Consider the following 6,807-nt stretch of genomic DNA (forward strand, 5'->3'; position numbering starts at 1 on the left):
GCCGCCGACCGATTTCCCGAAATATCTGCACCCGTTACATGTTGCGGCGGGCCAGCGCCTCAAGCGGCGTTAACCGCGAAGGAGCGGCAGGTTTGGCAGATGCTCGCGGATAGCGCCGTGCGCTGGCTAGGCAGGAGGGACCTTGGCCGCGAGCTCTTTGGGCCACCGCGATGCAGCAGTGCTGCACATTCGCGGCCAAGGCCGCGCCCACAACAGCGTGACTGTTCAGGCAACACGTCATTGGCACAAAGCCTTTGCGAACGCCGCGTAAAACCGATCGTTATTTCCGAGACCCTAGACCATCTGCAAATAGCGCTTACGCGTCGGCGCCGGGTAAGCCGTGTCGATCAGGTCCAGGCATGCGGGGCTCAACTGCAACGCCGCGGCTTCGACGTTGAGGCGCAGGTGCGTCGGCTCGACCGCCTTAGGAATGGCGATCACCCCAGGCTGGCGCAAGACCCAGGCCAGGGCGACCTGGGCCGGGGTAACGGCATGGCGCTCGGCCACCTCGCGCAGGATCGGGTTACGTAACAGGCTGCCGGCCTGGCCCAACGGGCAGTAGGCCATCAGTGGCATACCCTGGTGCTGTTGCCAGGGCAGCAGGTCGAACTCGATACCGCGTGCCTCCGGGTTGTACAGCACCTGATTGCTGGCACAGACCGGCGCATCCAGCTCGTGCAGATCCTCCAGATCAAAGTTGGACACGCCCCAGCGCTTGATCTTGCCCTGCTCGCGCAAGCGCTCGAAGGCTTCGACGGTTTCCGCCAGCGGGTACTGGCCGCGCCAGTGCAGCAGGTAGAGGTCGATGCAGTCGACCTGCATCCGCTTCAGGCTGCGCTCGCAGGCCGCCGCCACGCCGCTGTGGCTGGCGTTATGCGGATAGACCTTGCTGACCAGGAAGACCTGCTCGCGCAGCCCGGCAATGGCCTGGCCGACCACCACCTCGGCGCCGCCTTCGCCATACATTTCCGCCGTATCGATCAGGCGCAGGCCCAGTTCGATACCCTGGCGCAGTGCGGCGACTTCCGCGCGGCGCCGACTGGCCTCCTCGCCCATGCGCCAGGTGCCCTGGCCGATTACCGGCACCTGTTCGCCGGCTAGTTCAAGTGTGCGCATCACGCCCTCCTGTTTACTCAAAACCCATCCGGCCGGCGCTCACGTCACGGCGCCTGAAGCCATGCTCGCCTCGGCGCTAGCCTTCTCAATCGCGTACGGCTTCGGCGACCTCGGCGTAACCCAGGCCCTGCCACTGCAGCAGACAGATGCCATGGCCGAATGGGTCACGCAAACCGGCCAAACGGCCCCACACCGCGGTTTGAATCGCACCTTCCTGCTGCGCGCCAGCGGCTAATGCGCGGGCCAGGGCGGCATCCAGGTCCGCCACCACAACATCCAGGTGCACGGGCGTCCAGTGCCGTTGATAACTGCGGCCCTGCTCACTGGCGGCAAAAGGCGCACTGCCCGCCGGCTTGGCCAACAGGTAAATCGGTAACGGCGCGCCCAGCAACTCCACCACCTCGCCCGCGAACAGGCGCCGGCCCACGCGCAAGCCGAAGGCCTGAGTATAGAAAGCCACGGCGGCCGGCAGATCCGGCACGTCGATATTCAGCAGCAGTTGCACACGGGCACCTGGCTGCTCAGCGCGCGTCGGCGCTGAGCAACAGCAACAGCGAGACCGGCTGCTCGCTCTCCGGGTGCAGCGGCTCCTGCAACCATTGCAGGCGCCAACCGCTCTCGCCGAGCAGGCCCAACCACGACTCCAGGGTGCGGAAGAACCATGGCATCGGCTCCGCGAAGCCCTCGCCGAAACCGGCGAAGGTCTCCACCCGCCAGCCATCGCGGTACGCGGCATCGTTGCAGGCGCGCCACGGATGCACGGTCTGGATCAACAAACGCCCACCGGGCGCCAGCACCTGATGCAGGGCTTGCAGGATCGGCGCCAGCGGCTCGTCGAGCAAGGCGAAGTTACACACCAGCACATCGAAGCGCCCGAGTTGCGCGGCCTGACTGGCCAGCTCGGCGTAGCCACACACGCGGTACCGGGCGCGCGGGCTGTCGGCAGCCCGCGCCACCTCGATCAACGGCTGCGAAGCGTCCACGCCGACCGACTCGATGCCACGTGCGGCCAGGCCGCGGCATAACCAGCCCTCGCCACAGCCGACATCCAGCACGCGGCTCGGCGCCAGGGCCAATACCGCTTGCAGAATCGCCGTATCGGTGACCAGCCGACGGCTTTCGATGCGCTGCTCGCGCACTGCGGCCGTCCAGGCATCGGCGTTGGCTTGCCAACTGAGATTGAGCTGTTCGCGGTGGTCGCGCTGCATAAGGCACCCACTGTAAGTTCAATGCACAAGAGCGTTAAAAGCCTGGCGATATTTTTAACGTCTGGCAAATAACAACAACGTCTTAATCGTCGGCCAACGACTAAGCTTGGGTGAAGGACGACGCAGCCAGGCCAAACGATTATGGGCGTTTTATGGCAATCCGATGCAGAAGAAACAGCCCTTCCCTCGAGTGGCAAGCCGGTTGTTTACCTGACGCCTGGCAAACGTCGGCGTGCCCTGTGGCGCTATGTCGGGCTATTGCTGATGCTGCTGTTGGTACTCGGCGCCCTGCTGTTCGCCTATGAGCTGCGTACCGCGCACTTTCAGGCGCAACAACTCAGCCGCTATGCCAGCAGCCTGAGCTACCGCGTGCTGCCAGGGCCAAGCCCGGCCATTGTCTACCCGCAAGACGGCCCCTTCGACAAGCGTCTGGGCTATGCCTACCTGCCCTTGATGCTCGAACGCCTGACCCAACGCGACTTCCACATCGCCGAACAAGCGCAGTTTTCCGCGGCGCTGCTCGATTACAACCGGCGCGGCTTCTTCACGCCCTTCCCGGAGAAAATCCAGAGCGGCCTGAGCATCAGCGATTGCCGCGGCACACCGTTCTATACCTTCCGCTACCCGCAGCAACGCTACCCGAGTTTCAGCGCGATTCCGCCGCTGGTGGCCGGCAGCCTGTTGTTCATCGAAAACCGTCACCTGCTCGACGCCGAACAGCCGCACGCCAACCCGGCGGTGGACTGGCCGCGTTTTGCCATGGCCGCGCTGTCGCAAGTCGGCAAGCTGCTCGATGTGCAGGATCAGTCCGCTGGCGGCAGTACCCTGGCCACCCAGATGGAAAAGTACCGCCACTCGCCAGACGGCCTGACCGACTCGGCCTCGGAAAAACTGCGGCAAATGGTCTCCGCCAGCGTGCGAACCTACCAAAGCGGCCCGCAAACCCTGCCCGCGCGCGAGAACATCGTGCGCGACTACCTCAACAGCGTGCCGCTCTCGGCGGCGCCGGGGCACGGCGAGGTGCATGGCCTGGCCGACGGCTTGCGCATCTGGTACGGCGCCGACTTCGCCACGGTCAACCGCTTGCTCGACCCCGAGCGCTCACCCGAGGCGAGCAATGCCCAGCGCGGCCAGGCCTTGCGCCAGGTGCTGTCACTGATGATCGCCCAGCGCCGGCCCTCCTATTACCTGGCCCAGGGGCGCCATGAGCTGGCCGAGCTGACCGACAGCCATATCCGCCTGCTGGCCAATGGCGGCCTGATCGACACCCCGCTGCGCGATGCCGCCCTGGCCCAGCAGTTGCGCTTTCGCGACTGGCAGCTGGAGCCGACCCTGCAAGCGGTGGACAGCAACAAGGGCATCAGCGTGGCCCGTTCGCGCCTCTCCAACCTGCTGAACATGCCGCTGTATGACCTCGACCGCCTTGACCTGAGCGTCAGCACCACCTTGCAGAACGACCTGCAACAAGCCGTCAGCGCTTACTTGCAGCGCCTTGCCGACCCCGCCTTCGCCGAGCAGATCGGGTTGTTCGGCGAACGCCTGCTGTCCGCCGAAAAAACCGCTGACGTGCGCTACAGCTTCACCCTGTTCGAGCGCACGGCCAATGGCAGCCAGGTGCGCGTGCAGACCGACAGCACCGATCAGCCGTTCGACATCAACGAGGGCAGCAAACTGGAGCTCGGTTCCACCGCCAAATTGCGCGTACTGACCACCTACCTGGAAATCATCGCCGAACTGCACCAGCGCTATGCCGGGCAGAGCCCCAGCGCCTTGCGCAGTGTGGACGTGCCAGAGCTGGATTTCCTCAGCCGCTGGGCCATCGATTACCTGATCCGCGACCCCGAGGCCAGTCTGCCGGCCATGCTCGATGCGGCGCTGGAGCGTAAATACTCCGCCAGCCCGGGCGAGCGCTTCTTCACCGGTGGCGGCCTGCACACCTTTGCCAACTTCCGCCGCGAAGACAACGCGCGCATCCCCACCCTGCGCGAAGCCCTGCGCGAGTCGATCAACCTGCCGTTCATCCGCCTGATGCGCGACCTGGTGCGTTACAGCACCTACCAGGCACCGGGCAACAGCGCCGAGCTGCTCAAAGACGACAAAGACCCACGCCGTCAGGCCTACCTCAGCCGCTTCGCCGACCGCGAAGGCAAGACCTTCCTCCTGCGCTTCTGGCGCAAGTATCAAGGCCAGCCGGCACAGCAGCGCCTCGACACCTTTCTCAGCGGCCTGCGGCATACCTCGGTGCGCCTCGCCGCCGTGCACCGCTACCTGATGCCGGAAGTCGACGAAGCCACCTTCGCCGCCTTCCTGCGCGCCCACGTGCCGCAGGAGAAGCTCAGCGACAAACGCATCAATGAGCTGTACCTGCGCTACGGCCCCGGAGCGTTCAGCCTGCCGGACCAAGGCTATATCGCCCGCGTCCACCCGCTGGAGCTATGGCTGCTCGGTTACCTGATCGAAAACCCGCAAGCGCGCTTCAACGACGCCGTCACCGCCAGCCACGACCAGCGCCAGGAAGTCTATGGCTGGCTGTTCCGCAGCCGGCACAAGAGCGCCCGCGACAGCCGTCTGCGGATCATGCTGGAGGTCGAAGCCTTCCTCGATATCCACCGTCGCTGGCAAAACCTCGGCTACCCCTTCGAGCATCTGGTGCCGTCGCTGGCCACCGCCATCGGCAGCTCCGGCGACCGCCCGGCGGCACTGGCCGAACTGATGGGCATCATTCTCAACGACGGAGTACGCCAACCGACCCAGCGGATCGACAGCCTGCACTTTGCCGCAGGCACGCCCTACGACACCCTGGTCGCGCGCAATACGTTTACCGGCAACCGGGTGATGCCCGCTGAGGTTGCCGCCGCCCTGCGCGGGGCGCTCTCGCAAGTGGTCGAAGGCGGCACCGCCCGGCGCCTGCAAGGCAGCTTCAGCCTGGCCGATGGTCGCGTTCTGACGCTTGGCGGCAAAACCGGCACCGGCGACAACCGCATCGAAACCGTAGGCGCCGGCGGGCGCGTGCTCAGCTCGCGGGCGCTGAACCGCACGGCGACCTTCGTTTTCTACCTCGGCCCACGGCATTACGGCACGCTCACCGCCTTCGTCCCAGGGCGCGCGGCGGAGAACTTCACCTTCACCTCGGCGCTGCCGGTGCAAGTGCTCAAAGGCATGGCACCGATCCTCGCGCCCTACCTGGAACCGGGCAACAGCACGCAATGCCAAACGCCGCTGGCGCCAGTGCAGGCGAGCTGGAAATAATCGCTATCGGCGTTGCTTTGAACGGTGGGCCTTCGCCCGCCATTGGCGGATTCGCGGAGGGCTAAAGCCTGCCGCGTAGGGTGGACATGGCGAAGCCTTGTCCACCCTCGGTGTGTACCCGGCGGACAAACCTGGCGGCATGTCCGCCCTACGCGGCTATCGGCCTTTGTGCAGCTGGAGATACAACGCCTCGACCTTCTCCCGCGCCCAGGGGGTTTTGCGCAGGAAGGTCAGGCTGGATTTGATGCTCGGGTCGCTTTTGAAGCAGCGAATATCGATGCGCGCCGCCAGGCCGTCCCAGCCGTATTGAGCGACCAGTTCGGTGAGCAGCGCTTCGAGGGTCACACCGTGCAGCGGGTTTTTCGACGATTGAGTCATGCAGAACCTGTAATAGCTGGACCGTAAAAGACCGCCACCTTAGCCAAGCGCTGCGCCAACCGGAAGGGCGAACGCCGCGAAAGCCCATGAGTTCCGTGGCTTGAGCCGCGCTAAGCGCCCGCCAGCCGCAAACAACACACCGGCCCAACACCCGCAGGTGCCGGGCCGGCTTTGCCACGCGCCTGCCGCAAACACTCAGGCAGCATCTGGCCCTACGGCATGTTGCCGATGATTCGCCGGATTTCCGTCTCGGAGAAGCCGCGCAGGGTCTGTGTGCGCGTATTGCCGAGCGAACCTACTTTCAACAGCAGGGACGTTGCGGCCTCCTCGTCGCCCTCGACGATAAGCACCAGGTCGTAAGTACCGACGGTCCAATAGACCGCCTTGACCGTCAGACCCAGCGTTTCACCCAGTGCCTTGACGGCGTGGAAACGATCCGGCGAGTCCTTGACCGTGCGGATGCCCTGATCGGTGAAATTAACTAACGAGATAAAGGTTGCCATGGTCTCACCCCTGTTCGGGTGGATTGACGGCGGTCAATGGGTCGGCAGCGATTACCTGAGAGAGGGCCGCCACGCTTTCACACCCGCCAGCCCGACCACGCCTTGGCGCCTGCTTGCGCCACATCGCCCTGCGCGCACAGGCCGCAGCTCCGCGCCGCAGAGCCGCCTGGTAGGCATAGCAGCCCGCGGCCGCACACGCACGACCACTGATCCACTGCGGCAAAAAAGCCAGCTGCGCCGCTTACGGATGGCATGAGCCGCCACGCGCGGCACCGCGCCCACAACAACCTAACGCCGCATGCAGCAGGTGATGGACGCAGCGCCCAAAAAAAGGCTCTGTACCCGTTAACTGT

The 6,807-nt window shown here is 65.1% G+C and carries 6 protein-coding genes; 1 reads left to right on the plus strand and 5 read right to left on the minus strand.

Annotated elements, in window-relative coordinates:
- Positions 1-294: 294 nt before the first annotated feature.
- The 3 genes from B3M58_RS07000 to B3M58_RS07010 all read right to left on the minus strand — a co-directional run bounded on the left by B3M58_RS07000 (position 295) and on the right by B3M58_RS07010 (position 2,324).
- Positions 295-1,116 carry an aldo/keto reductase gene (locus B3M58_RS07000; RefSeq protein ID WP_296217885.1) on the minus strand — a complete coding sequence of 274 codons (822 nt, stop codon included), beginning with the start codon at positions 1,114-1,116 and terminating at the stop codon, positions 295-297.
- A gap of 85 nt (positions 1,117-1,201) precedes the next feature.
- Positions 1,202-1,621: a VOC family protein gene (locus B3M58_RS07005; RefSeq protein WP_296217886.1), complete on the minus strand. Its 420-nt coding sequence runs from the start codon at positions 1,619-1,621 to the stop codon at positions 1,202-1,204.
- A gap of 16 nt (positions 1,622-1,637) precedes the next feature.
- Complete coding sequence (locus tag B3M58_RS07010) at positions 1,638-2,324, minus strand: class I SAM-dependent methyltransferase (protein WP_296217887.1); 687 nt, start codon at positions 2,322-2,324, stop codon at positions 1,638-1,640.
- A 141-nt stretch (positions 2,325-2,465) separates the two neighbouring features.
- On the opposite strand from B3M58_RS07010, the gene B3M58_RS07015 reads away from it, so the two are divergent.
- Complete coding sequence (locus B3M58_RS07015; protein ID WP_414704059.1) at positions 2,466-5,573, plus strand: transglycosylase domain-containing protein; 3,108 nt, start codon at positions 2,466-2,468, stop codon at positions 5,571-5,573.
- A gap of 156 nt (positions 5,574-5,729) precedes the next feature.
- Here B3M58_RS07015 and B3M58_RS07020 read toward each other — a convergent pair whose 3' ends face one another.
- Together B3M58_RS07020 and B3M58_RS07025 are read right to left on the minus strand one after the other, a co-directional pair.
- Positions 5,730-5,951: a VF530 family protein gene (locus B3M58_RS07020; RefSeq protein ID WP_296217889.1), complete on the minus strand. Its 222-nt coding sequence runs from the start codon at positions 5,949-5,951 to the stop codon at positions 5,730-5,732.
- 212 nt (positions 5,952-6,163) lie between these two features.
- Entirely contained in the window at positions 6,164-6,454 is a 291-nt protein-coding gene (locus B3M58_RS07025; protein WP_296217890.1) for a GYD domain-containing protein, read from the minus strand.
- Between the last annotated feature and the right edge of the window lie 353 nt (positions 6,455-6,807).

It is taken from the genome of Pseudomonas sp. UBA2684 (assembly GCA_002354655.1).
GTDB lineage: Bacteria > Pseudomonadota > Gammaproteobacteria > Pseudomonadales > Pseudomonadaceae > Aquipseudomonas.

Coding starts and splice junctions, on each gene's coding strand:
- B3M58_RS07000 (WP_296217885.1), bottom strand. CDS start 1,116: ATGCGCACACTTGAACTAGCCGGCGAACAGGTGCCGGTAATCGGCCAG.
- B3M58_RS07010 (WP_296217887.1), bottom strand. CDS start 2,324: ATGCAGCGCGACCACCGCGAACAGCTCAATCTCAGTTGGCAAGCCAAC.
- B3M58_RS07015 (WP_414704059.1), top strand. CDS start 2,466: ATGGGCGTTTTATGGCAATCCGATGCAGAAGAAACAGCCCTTCCCTCG.
- B3M58_RS07020 (WP_296217889.1), bottom strand. CDS start 5,951: ATGACTCAATCGTCGAAAAACCCGCTGCACGGTGTGACCCTCGAAGCG.
- B3M58_RS07025 (WP_296217890.1), bottom strand. CDS start 6,454: ATGGCAACCTTTATCTCGTTAGTTAATTTCACCGATCAGGGCATCCGC.